The organism is Sorangium sp. So ce448, from assembly GCF_051520915.1.
Lineage (GTDB): Bacteria > Myxococcota_A > Polyangia > Polyangiales > Polyangiaceae > Sorangium > Sorangium cellulosum_B.
Window position 1 is genome coordinate 4,945,694 of record NZ_CP150343.1, and the last position, 16,685, is coordinate 4,962,378.

A 16,685-nucleotide genomic window follows, 5' to 3' on the forward strand; every position below is an offset into this window, starting at 1 on the left:
ACTACTCCTTCTTACGCACCTCGACCTCTATCTGCTTCACGCTCGCTCCGCCCCGCGTGTCGTGGATGACCGCCCACAGCGACACGGGCCCCGGCTTCGAGGGCGGCGTCCAGGTGGTCCCGTGGCGCTCGCCGGGGCCGGTCACCGCGTCGCTCACGAGGCGCCTCGCCCCGTCGAATCCGCCCCCGTCCGTGTAGTAGTCGACCCAGATCGCCTCGCGCGCGGGCGGCCCGCCGAGCCCCGTGGCCTCCACGTCCACGTCGGCGGCGTCGGACGGCACGATCACGTCGATGTCGTAGGTCGTGCAGTCGTCGGCGTCCGGCTCAGCCGGGCCGCATCCCTGCGCCTTCGTTTCCGGCTGGATGCACGGTTCCACGACGGGCAGGCCGCTCTCGCCGAGCGCGACCTCCTTGTCGTCCAGCTTCAGCGTGAAGCCGTCGATGGGCGGGTTCGTGTTGGCTCGTTGATCCGAATCCTGGAAGACGAACACCTGCGTGTAGCCCACGACGAAGCTGTCCGGACCGAGCACCTTCCCGTCCTCGTCGATGCACTCCAGTGGAATCTCCAGGCCGGCGCCTGCCAGGTCTGCCAGCGCCGCGGACGGGTCAGCGCCTGTCTGCAGCGCCTCCAGCGCTGCGGACAGCGGCGGGGATGGCCGCACCTTGCCGGCGCACAAGGCGAACAACACGTAGGCCGACGAGTACTTCGTTCCGCTCGCGGTGGTTGCTGCGTCCGGGCGCCTGAGGATGTCGCCGGACAGCGTCCACGTAAACGACGCTGCGTTGGGCTTGCCGCTCAGCGCCGACTCGAGCTCCTGTCGCTTGAAGAGAGCGGTCTGCTCCTCCTGTCCGCCATTGCCGCCGTCGGCGCTGCCGCCGCCGTCGGCGCTGCCGCCGTTGCCACCGCCGCCGTCGGCGCTGCCGCCGCCATTGGCGCTGCCGCCGTTGCCGCCGCCGCCGTCGTTGGCACCGCCGCCGCCATCGTTGGCGCTGCCGCCGTTACCGCCGCCGCCGTCGGCGCTGCCGCCGTTGCCGCCGTTACCGCCGTTACCGCCGCTGCCGCTGCCGGCACCTTCTCCTCCCCGCGGCGGGGCCATTGCCGCCATGTAGGTGCCTATCCACTGCCCGAGGCACCCGATCTGCGCGTCCACCCCGACAGGCGGGTTCACGCAGCCCCCGATCCACATGACCTCGACGTTCCGCGGGTCGCCGTTGGCGTCGCCCAGCGCGTCGGCGTACGTCATCTGGAACGTCACGGGCGTGCCCCGCGCCGGGTACGGCTTGTCCGCCGTCACGGCCAGGATGCGGAGCCCCTCCACCTCGGACGACGGAGCCAGGTCGCTCCCCGAGCAGCAGGGGATGCCGAGGGCCAGGGTCGAGAGCGCGGCGAGCAGCGCGCGGCGAGAGGGCAGTCGGGTCCGTTTCATCAGAAGTCTCCTCGCAGCCCGAGCGTGGGCAGGAAGGGGAGCCCCGTCACGTACTCCCGCTTCGTGAAGTTGAAGTTGTAGCTGATGCCCTCCGCGGCCTGGTGGTTGTAGACGTTCTGCACATCCAGGTAGAGCCCGAGCTGCCACCTCTTGAATCGCCACGTCTTGTCGACGCGGACATCGAGCTGATGGAACAGCGGCATCCGCTCGCTGTAGTCGCCCCCGAGCGGGAAGGGCGAGTACTTGCCCGAGGAAGCATGGTAGATCGCGTTCACCCGGTTCGGATCACACCCCTTCTGCTCCGGATCGCAGACATAGGGTGTCTCCAGGTTGCCCGACACGAGGCGGAAGCGCGCGCCGACCTCCCAGCCCCGGCCGAGCTGCATGTTCCCGAGCACGGTCAGCACGTGTGTCTGGTCCCATGGCGTCGGGTGCTCCTCCTCGCCGGGGCCGTCCGTGCGCACCGACCGCGAGAGGGTGTAGGCCGCCCAGCCGAAGAAGCGGTCGTCTGGCTTGTACTTCAGGAGCACCTCGCCGCCCACCGCGTACCCGGTGCCGTCGTTGGCATATCCGTCCTTCTCGGCCGAGAAGACGACCTGCCGATCGAGCTGCTTGTAGAACCCGTCCACCGTCACGTCGATCTGCGGCGTGATCTCCTGCTCCACCCCGAGGCCGTAGTGGATGGATCGGTTCGACTTGATCTCCGGGTTTCCGAACGGCTCGACGCTCTCCTGGAACTGGGGCGCCTGGTAGTAGAGGCCCACGCCGCCCTTGGCCGTCGTCCGCGGGAAGCCGCTCCGGATGTCGTAGCGCGCGTTGATCCGCGGGCTCACGTCGAGCGTGCGCGTGTCGAGCGCGTAGTCGACGCGCACCCCGGGGACGATCCGCGCGCGCGGCGAGGGGACCACCTCGAACTCGGCGTAGGCGGCGGGCCGGGAGTACGGGCCGTCGAACGACTGGTCCTGCGCGGGGAGCGTCGAGAACGGCTGGTTCGACGGGTGGCCTGCAGGCACCCTCGTCGGCGCGTGGAGCTTGACCGTCGCGATACCGCTCGTCAGGTCGGTGCCGACGTTCATCGTGAGGAACCTGGCGAACCGGTGCGAGTACTCCAGCCGCAGGTCGAGCGAGGCCGTTGTGATGTTGAAGGCGAAGGGCGCGATCCCGAAGTCGAAGACGTCCCTGCCGAGGGCCAGCGACCAGAGGATCCTGTCCCGGTTCCCCAGGCGGTTCTCGTAGCTGAGCTGGAAGCGCTGGAAGGCGGTGTGCAGCCCGAAGTCGCCCGTCAGCGCCGGCTCGTCCTCCGGCGGCTTGTCCAGGGTGATCTTGAACGCGTCGTCCGATCCGTAGAAGCTCGCGCGCACGCGCTCGCCGGCGGAGGGGCGGCCCTCGACGACGAACTGGTAGTCGTAGTAGACGGGCGCCTGCGTCACGCTGGAGCCCGCCTCCTTGAGCACGGGCCCGAGCCACGCGTCGACCCAGCTCCGCCGGCCCGCCGCGATGAACTTCCAGTCCTTGAGGTACGGGATGGGCCCCTCGAGGAGCACGCGCCCGTCGATGAGATCGAGCTGGACGACGCCGTGGTACTTGCCGTCCTGCTTCGGCGAGCGGAGCCCGACGTCGACGATGCCGCCCATGGCGCGGCCGTACACGGCGCTGAAATTGCCCGGGTAGAAGTCGATCTTCTCGAGCATCTCGGTCGGCACGACCGAGGAGAGGCCGCCGAAGTGGTAGATGATCGGCACCGGGGTGCGATCGATGAACGTGAGCGTGTCCTGCGGCGCGGACCCGCGCACGATGAGCAGCCCGAACCCGCTGCGCGCGACGCCGGGCAGGCTCTGCAGCGAGCGCAGCGCGTCGCCGCCGGTCCCCGGGATGCGGTCGATCTCGCGGCGCTCGAGCGTCCTCCGGGTCACCTCGCGCGGCGGGCGCTCGCCCTGCACGGTCACCTCGATGCCCTGCGGCGCGCCGTCCTTGGGCTTCGCGAGCGAGATGCGGTAGCGCACCTCGATCGCCTCGCCCTCCGCGATGTCCTCGTCGGCCGTGAACGGCTCGAACCCCGCGGCGGCGACCTCGACGCGGTACTTGCCGGGAGGGAGGTTCTTGAAGCGGAACTTGCCGCGCTGGTCGGTCTTCACGTCCTCGCGGCCGCCGTCGGGCCGGAGGAGGCCGACCGAGATGTCCGGGAGCCCCTCGCCGGTGCTCGCGGACAGGACGGTCCCGACGACCGTCTCGACGTCGGCGGGCGGCGCCGGCGCCGCCGCGCCTTCGGGCTTGGGGGTGAGCGTGAACCCGTACCGGTAGAGGATGCGCGCCGGCGCCGGCGTGCCGTCCGGGCGCCGCGCCGGCTCGAACACGAGGCCGGGCGCGGCCGCGAGCGCGGCCTCGTCGAAGCCGTGTCCGCCCGGCGTCTGGACCTCGGCCTTGGTGACGCGCCCGGTCCTGTCGATGTCGAGCTTGAGGATGACGCTCCCCTCGACGCCCGCGCGCTGGGCCTCTTCCGGATACACCGGCGGGGCGTACGTGATCAGCTTCGGCGGGCTGACGGCGGCGGGCTGCGCCGGCTGGGCCGTGCCCGGCTGGGGGACGACGACCGCGCCGGCTCCGCCGCGAGGAACGGAGGCCCCGCCCACGTCTCCCTCGATCGGAGGCTCGGGCGGCGGCTCGTCGGCGGGCTGCGCGCGCGCTGCGCTGGTGGTCACCGCGACCGCGAGCAGCAGCGCTTCCGAGCCAGCGAGGCGCATCGCAGAGGGCGCTTTGAAAGAACGCATGTGCCTGGCGCTCTCGCACATCGAGGACGAGGGGAAAAGCCGGAACGCGCGGCCGGGATGTGCTCGGGTGGCCTGTTCGGGGCGCCTCGGCGCGGGGCAGGGAGGCCGATCAGCCCCCGACCTCGGCCACGAACCGGCTCACGTCGTCGCCGTCGCCCACGAGCAGCAGCGTGTCTCCGTCCCGGATCACGTAGTCCGGTGTGGGCGCCTCGAGGCGCGGCTTGTCGCCGGGCAGCTTGCTGGTGTGCGGCCGCACGCCGAGCACGTTGATCCGGTACCGCTGGCGGATCTTCGCGCCGGCGAGCGTCTGCCCGACGGGCTGGCCGTGCGCGTTCCAGGGGACCACGCGGTAGTGGCTGGCCAGATCGAGCAGATCCTGGGCGAGCGGCATCGTGATGTCGGCGCCGATGCGGCGGCCCATCTCGGTCTCGAGCTGGATCACCCGGGCCGCGCCCACGGCGCGCAGGATGTCGGCCTGGCGATCGGTGGCGGCGCGGGCGATCACCTCGCGCACCCGCATCCGGACCAGGGAGGCCACGCAGAGCACCGACGGCTCGAAGTGCTCGCCGAACGTCACGATCGCGGTGTCCACGTACTGCGCGCCGATCCCCTCGAGCACCTTGTGCACCGTCGCGTCGCCGACGAAGGCGGCCGAGGTCTTGTCCTTCACCGCGTCGACCGCCTCGGGGTTGTTGTCGATCGCGATCACCTCCGCGCCGTTCTTCCAGAGGGTCTCGACGATCGACGTGCCGAACCGGCCGAGCCCGATGACAAGGATGCTCTTCGATCTCATGGTCCCGCGGCGCGCGCCGCCGCCTGGCGGCGCGGCGCCGCGAACGTCTCACGGATCCGCGGCAAGCGCCACTCGTGCGCGGGCCGGGCGGGGGGCGCCGGGGCCGGGCCGCGCGCTCAGCCGATGCCGACGCGCTCCTCGGGCAGCCGGTAGCTCCGCGCCCTCGCCTGGTTGGCGAGCGCCAGGGCCATGGTCAGCGGCCCGATGCGGCCGATGAACATCGCGACCGTGACGACGACCTTGCCCGGCGCGCTCAGCGACGGCGTGACGTTCGCCGACAGCCCGGCCGTGGCGAACGCGCTGACCGCCTCCATCGCGAGGCCCATCGGGTCGTGCGGCTCCAGGGCGAGCAGGACGAGCACGAACACCGAGACGAGCACCATGCTGAGGAACGCGACCCCGAGGGCGCGGCGCACCGTGGCCGCGGGGAGCGTCCGCCCGAGCAGGTGCGGCGCCTCGTCGCCGCGCAGCTCGGCGCGCAGCGCCGCGAACAGCGCCGCGACGGTCGTGACCTTGACCCCGCCCGAGGTCGAGCCCGGCGCGCCGCCGATGAACATCATCATGGAGGTGAGCATCAGCGCCGCCGGGCCCATGAGGCCGAAGTCGACCGTGGTCAGGCCCGCCGAGCGCGTCATCGCCGACTGGAAGAAGCTCGCCATCACCTTGACGGGCCACGGCAGGCCGGCCATCGACCGGCGCCACTCGAGCAGCAGGAAGCCCGCCGCGCCGGCCACGAGCAGCACAGCGGTCGTGAGCAGCACGACCCGGCTGTGCAGCGACAGCCGCGGCGGCCGCTCGCCGCGGAGCCGCAGCCGGAGCCGGCGCACGAGCTCGTCGTGGACCGGGAAGCCCAGGCTGCCGAAGATCACGAGCCCCCCGAGCACGGCGGAGACCGCGGGCGAGCCGACCAGCGGGACAAGCCCCCCGCCGAACAGCGAGAAGCCCGCGTTGCAGTACGCGCTGATCGCGTGGAAGACGGCCGCCCAGAGGTGATCGCCGGCGCCGGACAGGGGCTCGCCGGGAACGGGCCCGGAGGCGATCGCGTGGTACGGCAGGAAGCTGAACAGGAGCGCGATCGCCCCCACGAGCTCGACGCCGAGCGTGAACAGGACGATCGCGGCCACGTTGCGGCGGAGGCGGGCGAACGACTCGGCGTCGATGAGCTCGGCCATCACGGCGGCGTCGCGCAGCCTGAGCCGCCTGCCGGCGAGGATGGCGAAGAACGTCGACAGCACCATGATCCCGAGCCCGCCGATCTGGACCAGCAGGATCAGGACCGCCTGGCCGAACGGCGTGTACGTGTCGGCGATGCCGTGGACGGCGAGCCCGGTCACGCACACGGCGCTCGCGGACATGAACAGGCCGTCGACGAACGAGGCGTCCTCGATGTTCCGGAGCGACTGCGGCAGCGTGAGCAGGAAGCTGCCGATCAGCGTGGCGACCCCGAACGACACGGCCATGAGCCGCGCCGGGTGCTCCGCGGCGGTGGCCATGAGCCGCTCGAGCGGCCGGCGCCCGAGCAGGCCGCCGAGGGCCAGGGAGAACGCGAGCACGGTGTACGAGCGGTAGAGCACGACGCCGCGGTGCCCCGCGTCGCCGGCCGGCTGCCAGACGAGGATCCACTTCTCGCCGATGCACGCGAGCAGCAGGCCGAGCGCCAGCAGGAACAGCGCGAGCCGGGGCCGGCTGGCCTCGGCCCGCGCGCCGGTGAGCGTCCGGTGCGCGCGCTCCAGCGAGACGACGGCCACGAGCCAGGCCGGCACGAGCAGCGTCTCCAGCGCGGTCAGCGCCATCGAGACGTGCCGGGTGATCGCGAGCGCGAGGTCGGCCCCCAGGAGGACGGCGCAGCCGGCCAGGAGGGAGGCCGGTCGCATCCACGCGGCGCGCGGCCGGAGCGCGACGGCGGCCGCGGCGGCGACCGCGGCGGCGGCCGCGGAGGGCGGCGGCACGGACGGCGCGCCCGGCGAGGCGACCGTCGGCGCGGGCTCCGCGCGGCCGCCGCGGCCGCCGGGCTGGGCCGCGCGCGGCGCTCCCGACCAGGATGAAGGGGGAGGCGAGGGATCCACGCGCAGCATTCACGCCGCCATGTCGGCCGCTGTCAACGTCCGCTCCCACCGCGCGACGAGCGGCCAGCCGCTCAGTAGAGCGCGTCCTGGTGCTGCCACCGCTCCGAGATCCACGCCTTCACGTACGCGATCTCCTCCTCGTATGTCGTGAAGTCGCCGCGCCCGCTCCATTCCTCGTAGCTCCGGTACGCCTCGCCCCACCTCGCCTCGTCCCGGCGCGCGCTCGCGTCGATGCGCGCCACGTAGCCATCCACGATCGCCTGGATCTCGGCGTCGTCGAACGCGCCGCGCAGGACCTCTCCATAGCGGGCGCGCAGCGGATCGCCGATCGACGGCTCCTCCAGGAGGCGCTTGAAGAGGAGGTTCACGTCGAGGTACTCGACGCGATCGGAGGCCGGCTGGCGCTCCGTCTGCCACGCCTGGCCGAAGCTCGCGTTGAAGTCCCACGGCACGTAGCGGAACACGGTGCCTGCGACCGGATCGCGGTAGTGGTAGCTGTTCTTTCCGGCCGAGTCGTCGGCCATGATGAACGTGACGAAGATCCACCAGTCCTCGTAATCGCGCAGATCGATCCGCGACCCGATCTCGGCGGCGAACTCGGCGTTGTCGGACGTGCCGACGAAGCTCACGAGATCCTCCAGGTCCGCGAACGCCTCCGGCTCGCCCTCCGGCGGCGTACCCTCTTTCTTCTCGAAGCCGTCGTGCAGCGTCTCCTTCGGCTCGCCGTCGGGCGCGGTCAGCGCGAAGTTCGCGGCGTGGCTGACCGCCTTGTAGAGGTTGCCGTCCTGCGAGTACCCGTGGTCCTCCATCAGGTAGCCGTTGACGTGATCGGCCACGGTGTAGAGCCCCGCGTACTGCCCGTCGAGGTACACAACCGCGCTGTACGTCTTGATCTGGATGTGCTCCGGATCGAGGCGGTTCCAGAGGTCGTACGCCAGGCGCTGCCGGACATAGGAGTTGTCGTCGAACGTCGTGATGAGCACGACCTTGCGGCGATCGGTGAACCCGCCGGCCTCGTCGGGCTCGTTGAACTTGTCTTCCTTGGGGAACTTGAGGGTGAAGCTGTTCTTCGGATACCCGAGCGAGCTCTCGCCGCGGAGCTCCGCCTCGGCGGTGTACGTGTGGCCGCGGTAGACCACCGTGGCCGGCGCGTACTCCTTCGCCTCGGGGGTCGGCGAGAGGAAGAGCACCGGCAGGCCGTACTCCTCGGGATACCGGGCCGGATCGACGACAGGCACGTTCGCCGGATCGGCAAAGGCGTCGGCGACGCCGATCTTGACGCGCCCGACCTCGGACGTCTGCGCGACGCGGATCTCGATCTCGTAGACGGCGGCCTGATCGAGCCCGGGTGAGAACGTCACCTCGCGCGCGACCGGGTCGTAGGTGGCGCCGTCGGGGAGGGGGCCGACCTCGATCGCGCCGTCGGGGAGCGCGAGGCCGGTCGCGCACGTCACGGGGAACGTCACGCTCTCGCCCTCGAGGAGCCAGTGCGGTCCGCCGCCCGACGGCTCGCAGCGTGACCCATCGGGGCCCGACGACCCGCCGCCGGGCGTCTCGCCGGAGCAGCCGGCACCTTGCAAGGATCCCAGGACCAGGGCCGTCGCCAGCGGCAGGAGAAGGCGGGGGTTGCGCATGCGGGCGATCCTAGCCGAGCGCGCGCGGCGCGGGCCCCCGTGCTGGATGTGCGCTGGCATCCGCACGCGCGCCGACACGCGCCTCTCCGTTCTCACGTCGCCGCCGCTCGAGGACCGCCGCCGCGCTCGTCGAGCTCGGCCCTTGACACACCGCCGACTGGCTATTAAACAACTGTTTGAAACGACCGATTGACAGGAGCCCTCGCGGAGATGCGGCTCCTGAGCCGGCCGTGACGACAGGAGGCGTGGGATGACGAGGGGCGAAGCTGTGCGCAGGGCGCGGAGCGCGGTGGTGTTCGTGCTCGGGGCGGTGGGGATGACGGGGTGTGGGGGCGACGGGGAGGCGCCCGCGTCGCCGGGGCCGGAGGTGACGTGGTACCGGGACATCCAGCCGCTCGTGGAGCGCTCGTGCGCCTCCTGCCATGACGGCGCGGGCGTCGGCGGGGTGGCGCTGACGGACGCGGCGACGGCGCAGCGGCTGGCCGCGCTCATGTCGCTGCGGGTGAGCGCGGGGGACATGCCGCCGCCGGTGATGGACCCGAGCTGCCGCAGCTACGAAGGCGCGGAGAGGATGAGCCTCGGTCAAGAGGAGCGCCTCCTCTTCGAGGCATGGGCGCGCGACGGCGCTCCGCTCGGCGATCCTGTCGATTCGCCGCCGCCGCGGGGCCGGGCGGACAGCATCGAATCGCCCGACGCCACGCTCGGGATGCCCGAGGAGCACGAGGTCTCCCTCGACGACGACGGCAACGAGTACTTCTGCACGATCATCGACAACCCCTTCTCCGAGCCGGCCTGGATCACGGCGTTCGAGGCGGAGGTCGGCAATCCGGCCGTCGTGCACCACATGGCCGTGTACCGGGATCTCGGCGGCGACGCGGGCATCGGTTATGGCGTCGCGCCGGGGACGCGCGCATTTCCGTGCCGCGATCCGGTCATCGAGCTCGACTGGCAGCTGCTCCACAGCTGGGCGCCCGGCGTCGGGGTGACGCGGCTGCCGGAGGGCGCCGGGGTCCGGGTCGAGCCCGGCGAGCAGCTCGTGCTGCAGATGCACTATTTCGGGCGCAGGAACTCGGAGGCGCGCGATCGGTCCGGCTACCGCCTGGAGCTCTCGCGCGAGGCGCCTCGCGCCGAGGTCTACATGGATGTGTTCGGCCCGGTCCCCTTCACGATCCCCGCGGGCGCCGAGTCGCACACCGAGCAGAGCTCCGCGCCGAACGAGGGCCCGCCGCTGCTCGTGTACGGCGTCATGCCGCACATGCACGTGCTCGGCCGGTCGTACCGGGCCTGGATCGAGCGCGACGGCGGAGAGAGCGAGTGCGCCGCGCGCGGCGAGTTCGAGTTCCACCACCAGGCGCTCTACATGTTCGATGAGCCGATGCGCTGGGGGACCGGGGATCGCTTCGTCACCGAGTGCACATGGGACAACACGGTGGACAGCGAGGGGCAGTTCTCCATCCCGCCCGTGGACGTGCCCTGGGGGGAAGGGACGAATCAGGAGATGTGCTTCATGATCGCTTATCTCTCGAAGGAGTGAGCTCCGGCGAGACGCGCGCTTACAGGTCCATGATCTCGACGTGATCCGACTCGGATGCCCCCTCCGTGATGCGCAAGAGGCCATCGAGCAGGTGGCCGAAGACGTCGTCGAGGCTGTCGCCGCATGGCGCGCCGAGCAGCGGCACCGAGTCCCCCCAGTCCGTGACGAGCATCGTCTCGAGCTCCTCCGGCGGCGGCCAGCGCAGGCTGAGGACCGAGCGGGTCCGGCCGCTGATCGCCAGGTCGTCGATCGGGCGGCCCGCGAGCTCGGCCCGCGCGCGGCTGAGCTCGTCGTGGAGCCTTCGCGCAGGGAGCACCACGCGCTGCCCGCCGAGCGCCCCCGCGGCGCCATGGATCGTCGCGAACTCCGCGCTCGGCCGCCCGTCCTCGAGGTGGTGCTGGATGCTGTCGCGCATCAGCGCATACACGATCCAGCGCTGCTCGATCCACCCATTCGGCCCGGAGAAGGACAGGCTCATAACAGAATTTCTAGCCTGCTCATCGTTTGAGATCAAAATAATTTCGCCGGGTGATCGACCCGCATTTCCCTCCATCGGCGCTCGACGCGCCGCGACGGCAGAGAGCGATCGACGCGCGAGGCCCTCCCGCGTGCCGGAACAGCTTGCGCGACGCCGCGCCATATGTTTTGAGTTCAAAGAATTCGTTCGGCCGCTCGCCCGCGGCGATCCCGCGGTGGGCGTCGCGCCCTGTTCGTTTCTGACGGCTCGCGGCACCGCGCCTCGCGGCGCGCGGCTCGTCCCCGCGCCGGCGCGCCTCGCGACCGGCGGATGAGGGAGGTGCCGCGCCTCGCGCCCGGAGAGCGGCGCCTCGTCGCCCGTCGAGGAGGGGAGCTCCATGGCCCGACTGCTCATCGTCTCGAACCGTCTCCCGATCAGCGTGCGCGTCGACCGCGGCGCGCTCTGCCTCACGCGCTCCTCGGGCGGCCTCGCCGCCGCCATGCGCGGGCCCCATGAGCGGCTCGGCGCGCTCTGGATCGGCTGGCCGGGCAGCGTGGCGAGCCTCTCCCCGGAGCAGCGGCGGGATGCCGACGCGGCGCTCGCCGGGGTGCGCACCGTCCCCGTTCACATCGGAGCCGCGGAGCAGCACCGCTTCTACGACGGCTTCTCGAACGGCGTCCTCTGGCCCCTGTTCCATTACCTGCTCGACAAGGTGAACCTGGACGCAGAGCTCGACTGGGAAGCCTACCAGCGGGTCAACGAGCACTTCGCCGATGTCGTCGCCGCGCAGTACACGCCGGGCGACACGATCTGGGTGCACGACTACCAGCTCCTGCTCCTCCCGGCGCTCCTCCGGCGGCGCCTCCCCGCGGCGCGCATCGGCTTCTTCCTCCACGTCCCGTTCCCTTCCGCGGAGGTCTTCCGCATCCTCCCCTGGCGCGAGCAGATCGTGAGGGGCCTGCTCGGAGCCGACCTGATCGGCTTCCACACGGCCGGATATCGCAGGAACTTCGCGGCTTCGGCGGCGCACGTGCTCGGCGTCGAGCCGGGCGAGGCGGCGCTCGAGCATGACGGGCGCAGGGTCGCGCTGGGGGTGCACCCGATCAGCATCGACGCCGCCGAGATCGAGCGGCTCGCGGGCCACCCCGGCGTCCGGGAGGAGGCGGCGCGGATCCGCGCCGAGGCGCGCGGCCGCAAGATCGTGCTCGGGATCGACCGCCTCGATTACACGAAGGGGATCCCGCGCCGCCTGCTCGCGATCGAGCGCTTCCTCGAGCGTGAGCCGGAGCTGCGCGAGCAGGTCCGCTTCCTCCAGCTCGCCGTACCCACGCGCGAGATGGCCGGCGCGTACGCCGACTTCCGGCGGCTCGTGCACGAGATGGTCGGCCGCATCAACGGGCAGTACGGGACGACGTGCGCGACGCCGATCCACTACATGCACCGCTCGCTGCCGTTCGAGCAGGTGGTCGCGCTCTACCTCGCCGCCGACGTCATGCTGGTGACCCCGCTCCGCGACGGCATGAACCTCGTCGCGAAGGAGTACGTCGCCGCGCGGATCGACGAGGACGGCGCCCTGATCCTCAGCGAGTTCGCGGGCGCGTCCTCGGAGCTCGCGGAGGCGATCTCCGTCAACCCGTACGACATCGGCTCGGTCGCGGCCGCCGTGAAGCGAGCGGTCGCGATGCCGCCCGCCGAGCAGCGCCTCCGGATGGCGGCGCTGCGCCGCCGCGTGGCCGCGCACGACGTCCACGCGTGGGCGCAGTCGTTCCTGGACGATCTCGAGCGCGCCGCGCCTCGTGAGCCCGCCGGGGCCGCCGCGCCGTCGCGCCGGGGGATGCCCGAGAGCGTCGTCCAGCGCGTTCGCCTCGCGCCGCAGCGCGTGTGGATCCTCGACTACGACGGCACGCTGGTGCCGTTCGCCCCGGTGCCTGACCTCGCCGCGCCCGACGAGGAGCTCCTCGCGCTCCTCAGGGCGCTGTCCGAGCGCGACCGCGTCCACGTCGTGAGCGGCCGCCGGCGCGCCGACATCGAGCGCTGGCTCGGCGCGATGCCGCTCGATCTCCACGCCGAGCACGGCTTCTGGTCGCGGCCCAGGGCCAGCGACGGCTGGGTGGCGCTCGAGTCGGACGCCGCCGCGTGGAAGGGCGAGATCCGGGCGCTCCTGGAGGACTTCACGCGGCGCACCCCGGGCAGCTTCATCGAGGAGAAGACGGTGACCCTGGCCTGGCACTACCGCGTCGCCGAGCCCGAGCTCTCGGTCGAGCGCGTGCGCGAGCTGCGCGCGCGCCTCGCCGAGCCCATCCTCCCGGACACCCTCGAGATCCTCGCCGGCGCGAAGGTGGTCGAGGTCCGGCCGCGCAGCGTCCACAAGGGCAGGGTCGTGCCGCTCATCCTGGGCGACGTCCCCGCGAGGGCGGCGGTGATCGCCATCGGCGACGACCGCACGGACGAGGACATCTTCGCGGCGCTCCCGCGCTCCGCGTGCACCATCCACGTCGGCAACGAGAGCAGCCGCGCGGCCTACCGGCTGCCCGACCCGGGCGCGGTGCGGACCCTGCTGCGCTCGGTCCACGCCGGCCTCGATGCCGGACGCGGAGCCTGATGGATGCCTGACGTCGTTGCCCGGCGCCGCCGCCGCTCGCGGCGCGGCGATGTCCACGACCGGCCCGCGCTTCGCGGGGCGAGCGCGGCGGAGAGGCGCGTTATAACGCGCGCCATGGATCAGGATCCCGGCCGTGAGACGCCCGCCGCAGGGGCGGCCCTGCAGGACCGCATCGCGGCCGCGCTCGGCATCGAGCCCGAGGCCCGCGAGGCCCTCGTCCGGAGCATGCTGGAGCGGAGCGCCCGGGGGGCCGCGGGCTACTGGCTCCAGCTCTTCCTCGCCATGGGCATCGCCTCGCTCGGGCTCGTCCTCGGCAGCGGGGCGGTCGTCATCGGCGCGATGCTGATCTCGCCGCTCATGGGGCCCATCGTCGAGCTCGGGATGGGCCTCGCGATCGGCTCGCCGTTCCTCGCGCTGCGCTCCTTCACGCGCGTCGCCTTCAGCGTCGTCATGGTCGTGACGAGCGCCGCGGTCCTCACGCTGACGCTACCCTTCTACGAGGTGACGTCGGAGATCGCCGCGCGCACCTCGCCGACGGCGCTCGATCTGCTCATCGCGATCTTCTGCGCGATCGCGGCCGCCTACACCACCGCGCGGCCCGGGTCGGACACGACCTCGACGGCCGCGGGCACGGCCATCGGCATCGCGCTCGTGCCCCCGCTCTGCGTGGTCGGCTACGGGATCGGCACCCGGGTGAAGAGCATCGCGAGCGGCGCCGCGCTCCTCTTCACGGCCAACCTCTGCGCCATCCTCCTGTTCGCCATCCTCTGCTTCCTGCTCCTCGGTTACAGCGCCGTCAGCACCGCCGAGCTCGAGCACGAGGAGCTCGCAAAGCAGAAGCCGGGGGCGATCCGCCGCGTGGCGCGCGCGCTGCAGGTATTCTTCGGGCTGCGCCACGGGTGGATCTTCCGCGTGCTGATGCCGCTCGCGCTCCTCGGGGCCGTGTACCTGCCGCTCCGCGAGGCGCTCGCGCGGGTGTCGTGGCAGGTGCGCGTCCGCACGGCGATCCTGCGCATGCTCGACGCGTTGCCGCAGAGCACGGTGCGGTCGAGCGTGTCGGTCGACCACGGCAGCGTCGCCGTGCGCCTCGTGACCCTCGGGCGAGCCGACGAGGCGGAGCGGATCGAGGACGACCTGCGCGACAAGATCGCCGCCGTCGCGGGCATGACCCCGAAGGTCGACGTGATCGCGGTCCTCGACGCGAGCGCGCTGGAGGAGGTGGCGGCGTCGGTCAGGGCGAGCTCGAAGCCCATCGACGTGGTGCGCAGGGAACCCGATCTCGTGCTCCTGCGCCAGGAGCTCACCGGGTCGCTCGTGGGCGCGTGGCCGCACGCGGCCGGGCCGCTCGTCGCGTGGCGGCTCCGGTTCCCCGAGAACGAGCCGGCCGTCGTGGAGGTCGTGCACGTCGGCCCCGCGCTCGGCGCCCCGGCGGCGGACCTGCTCGGGCGCGCGCTGTCTCGTGAGCTCGGCGCGGAGGTCGCGGTGCAGGATCGCGCCATCCCGCGCGATCCGATCGTCGCCGAGCCGGCGGGCGGGTGGCTCTGGCTCCAGGAGGCGCGGCCCGCGCTCGCCTGGGTGGACGACGTGGAGGCGCTCCACGGGTGCGTCGAGGTGCCCACGACCGTCGGGGAGAAGCCGGGCGGGGAGATCGCGGCGGTCCTCGCGGCGCTCCGGTCCCTGCCGGCCCTGCGATCGGATCGGGTCCGCGTCCGTGAGGGCGCGCAGTGGGAGGCGGTCGTCTCGGCCACGCCGTGCGCGCCGCCGGAGACCGCGCCCGCCGACGCCGGCGCCCCGGCGGACGCCGGCGCTCGCTGAGGCCCGCCGCGCGGGCGGCCGCTGGCGGCGGCTACTGCTCCGTCGACCCCTCGGCCTCCTCGAGCGTCAGCGCCGCGCCGGGCGCCGGCGTTCCGGACAGCACGAGCCTGCCGACGAGGAGCCCCACAACGGCCGCCACGGCCGAGGCGAGCAGGACACCGAGCTTCGCCGCGGCGAGCATCGCGGCGTCGCCGAAGGCGAGGCCCGCGATGAAGATCGCCATCGTGAAGCCGATGCCCGCGACGCAGCCAACGACCGCGATCCCGCGCCAGCCGACGCCGCGCGGCAAGGCGCAGACGCCGAGCCGGACCATCGCGAAGCTCGCGAGGAAGACGCCGAGCGGCTTGCCGGCGACCAGGCCGAGCATGACCCCGAGCAGGATCGTCCCCGAGGCCGGGTGGCCGAGCGAGGAAGCATCGATGCGGACGCCGGCGTTGGCGAAGGCGAACAGCGGCATGATGCCGTACGCGACCCACGGGTGGAGCGCCGCCTGGAGCCGGACCACGGGCGGCAGCGCTTCACGCTGGGCCTGCCGGATCCGCCCGAGGGGCTTGAGCAGCTCGTCCGCGCGGTGGCCGTCGCGCTCGTTCAGCGCGGCGACCCTGTCCACCGCGTCGCGCGCCGCGGCGACGAACCCCTCGGTGCCGAACCAGGAGCGCACCGGCGTCAGGAGCCCGATGGCGACGCCGGCGATCGTGGGGTGGACGCCGGCGCGGAGCATGCCCCACCAGACGACCGCGCCTGGGGCCACGTAGGCAACGGGCGAGCGGACGCCGAAGCGCTGGAGCAGCAGCACCGCGAGCCCCCCGCCGGCCGCGACGAGCAGGCCGCTCCACGCGACGCCGGAGGAGTAGAACAGCGCGATGACGATGATGGCGCCGATGTCGTCGATGATGGCGAGCGCGAGGAGGAGCACGCGCAGGGCAGGGGGCACGCGCTTGCCGAGCAACGCCAGCACGCCCACCGCGAACGCGATGTCGGTCGCCATGGGGACGCCCCAGCCGTGCCGCGAGACCGGCGAGGCGTTGAGCGACAGGTAGAGGAGCGCGGGCGCGATCATGCCGCCCACCGCCGCGGCGACCGGCAGCGCTGCGCGCTTGAGATCCGAGAGCTCCCCCTCGTGGATCTCCCGCCGGATCTCCAGGCCGACGACGAAGAAGAAGATCGTCATCAGCCCCTCGTTGATCCAGAAGTGGAGGGGCTGCGTGAACGCCAGCGAGCCCGCGCTGAGCGTGATCGGGACGTGCCAGAGGTGCTCGTAGGCGTCGCCCCACGGCGAGTTCGCCCACGCGAGGGCGACGGCCGACGCGATCAGCAGGACGATCCCGCTGGCGGCCTCGACGTGCAAGAAGCGCTCGATCGGGCCGAGGACGCGCTCGGCGATGCGGCGCGCGGGGGCCCAGGTTCCGGGGGCAAGCTCGTGAGAGGGGGATCGGCTCAATGAACCACCGAGGCGCGAGCGACGTCGCGCGAGGGGGGAAGGCGGCCCGACCGTCCCATGAACACCTGTCGCGGCGCTCCGCCGCCGCGACACCCGCACGGGAGAATACTCGTTCAGGCGACTGGATCCAGCGCGAACGGGCGCGCCGG

10 protein-coding genes are annotated in these 16,685 nt (G+C 72.4%); 3 read left to right on the forward strand and 7 right to left on the reverse strand.

Features of this window, described 5'->3' with window-relative positions; translation table 11 throughout:
* Position 1 precedes the first annotated feature (1 nt).
* The 5 genes from WMF45_RS18585 to WMF45_RS18605 form a co-directional block, all read right to left on the reverse strand.
* Positions 2-1,426 (reverse strand): hypothetical protein, encoded by a 1,425-nt coding sequence (locus WMF45_RS18585; protein ID WP_437718213.1) that lies wholly within the window; start codon positions 1,424-1,426, stop codon positions 2-4.
* Positions 1,426-4,194 carry a TonB-dependent receptor domain-containing protein gene (locus WMF45_RS18590; protein WP_437718214.1) on the reverse strand — a complete coding sequence of 923 codons (2,769 nt, stop codon included), beginning with the start codon at positions 4,192-4,194 and terminating at the stop codon, positions 1,426-1,428. The genes WMF45_RS18585 and WMF45_RS18590 overlap by 1 nt, the downstream gene beginning before the upstream one ends.
* Positions 4,195-4,303: 109 nt before the next feature.
* Entirely contained in the window at positions 4,304-4,987 is a 684-nt protein-coding gene (locus WMF45_RS18595; RefSeq protein ID WP_437718215.1) for a potassium channel family protein, read from the reverse strand.
* A gap of 116 nt (positions 4,988-5,103) precedes the next feature.
* Positions 5,104-7,062 carry a TrkH family potassium uptake protein gene (locus WMF45_RS18600; RefSeq protein ID WP_437718216.1) on the reverse strand — a complete coding sequence of 653 codons (1,959 nt, stop codon included), beginning with the start codon at positions 7,060-7,062 and terminating at the stop codon, positions 5,104-5,106.
* Positions 7,063-7,124: 62 nt separating this feature from the next.
* The gene (locus tag WMF45_RS18605) at positions 7,125-8,687 is read right to left on the reverse strand and encodes a CotH kinase family protein (protein WP_437718217.1); all 1,563 of its coding nucleotides are present in this window, start codon (positions 8,685-8,687) and stop codon (positions 7,125-7,127) included.
* 250 nt (positions 8,688-8,937) lie between these two features.
* Between WMF45_RS18605 and WMF45_RS18610 the strand changes: the two genes are divergently transcribed.
* The gene (locus WMF45_RS18610) at positions 8,938-10,221 is read left to right on the forward strand and encodes a hypothetical protein (protein WP_437718218.1); all 1,284 of its coding nucleotides are present in this window, start codon (positions 8,938-8,940) and stop codon (positions 10,219-10,221) included.
* Positions 10,222-10,240: 19 nt separating this feature from the next.
* Here the strand turns inward: WMF45_RS18610 and WMF45_RS18615 are convergent, their stop codons facing one another.
* Positions 10,241-10,699 (reverse strand): hypothetical protein, encoded by a 459-nt coding sequence (locus WMF45_RS18615; RefSeq protein WP_437718219.1) that lies wholly within the window; start codon positions 10,697-10,699, stop codon positions 10,241-10,243.
* Between the two features lie 376 nt (positions 10,700-11,075).
* On the opposite strand from WMF45_RS18615, the gene WMF45_RS18620 reads away from it, so the two are divergent.
* Entirely contained in the window at positions 11,076-13,280 is a 2,205-nt protein-coding gene (locus WMF45_RS18620) for a bifunctional alpha,alpha-trehalose-phosphate synthase (UDP-forming)/trehalose-phosphatase (RefSeq protein ID WP_437718220.1), read from the forward strand.
* A gap of 114 nt (positions 13,281-13,394) precedes the next feature.
* A complete protein-coding gene (locus tag WMF45_RS18625; protein WP_437718221.1) occupies positions 13,395-15,095 on the forward strand; it encodes a DUF389 domain-containing protein in 1,701 nt (566 codons plus the stop codon).
* Positions 15,096-15,126: 31 nt separating this feature from the next.
* Here WMF45_RS18625 and nhaA read toward each other — a convergent pair whose 3' ends face one another.
* Complete coding sequence (gene nhaA, locus WMF45_RS18630) at positions 15,127-16,536, reverse strand: Na+/H+ antiporter NhaA (protein ID WP_437718222.1); 1,410 nt, start codon at positions 16,534-16,536, stop codon at positions 15,127-15,129.
* Between the last annotated feature and the right edge of the window lie 149 nt (positions 16,537-16,685).